Raw genomic sequence first — 260 nt, forward strand, 5'->3', positions numbered from 1 at the left:
ACATCACCAGTAAGAGTTAAGTCATTAGCATCTTGATCACACTCGATAGTTACATCAGCAGGTACAGTAAATGTAGGCGCAGTAGTATCTACGATATTAATAGTTTGAACAAGTGTAGCAGTGTTACCACAATCATCAGTTACTGACCAAGTACGTGTGATTACAGATTCATTAGCACAGTTGCCATCAGCAACCGCATCTGAGTAAGTCGCTTCTAAACCAGAGTCACAGTTATCCGCTTCATCCGTTACATCACCAGT

Annotated in this window: 1 protein-coding gene; it reads right to left on the reverse strand. The window is 41.2% G+C overall.

Annotated features, from left to right (window positions below):
- The coding region (locus OD803_RS14540) for an HYR-like domain-containing protein (protein ID WP_262734087.1) at positions 1-260 on the reverse strand (260 nt) is incomplete at both ends.

The sequence above is a fragment of the Gaetbulibacter sp. NE genome (assembly GCF_025548475.1).
In the GTDB taxonomy this organism is placed as follows: domain Bacteria; phylum Bacteroidota; class Bacteroidia; order Flavobacteriales; family Flavobacteriaceae; genus Gaetbulibacter_B; species Gaetbulibacter_B jejuensis.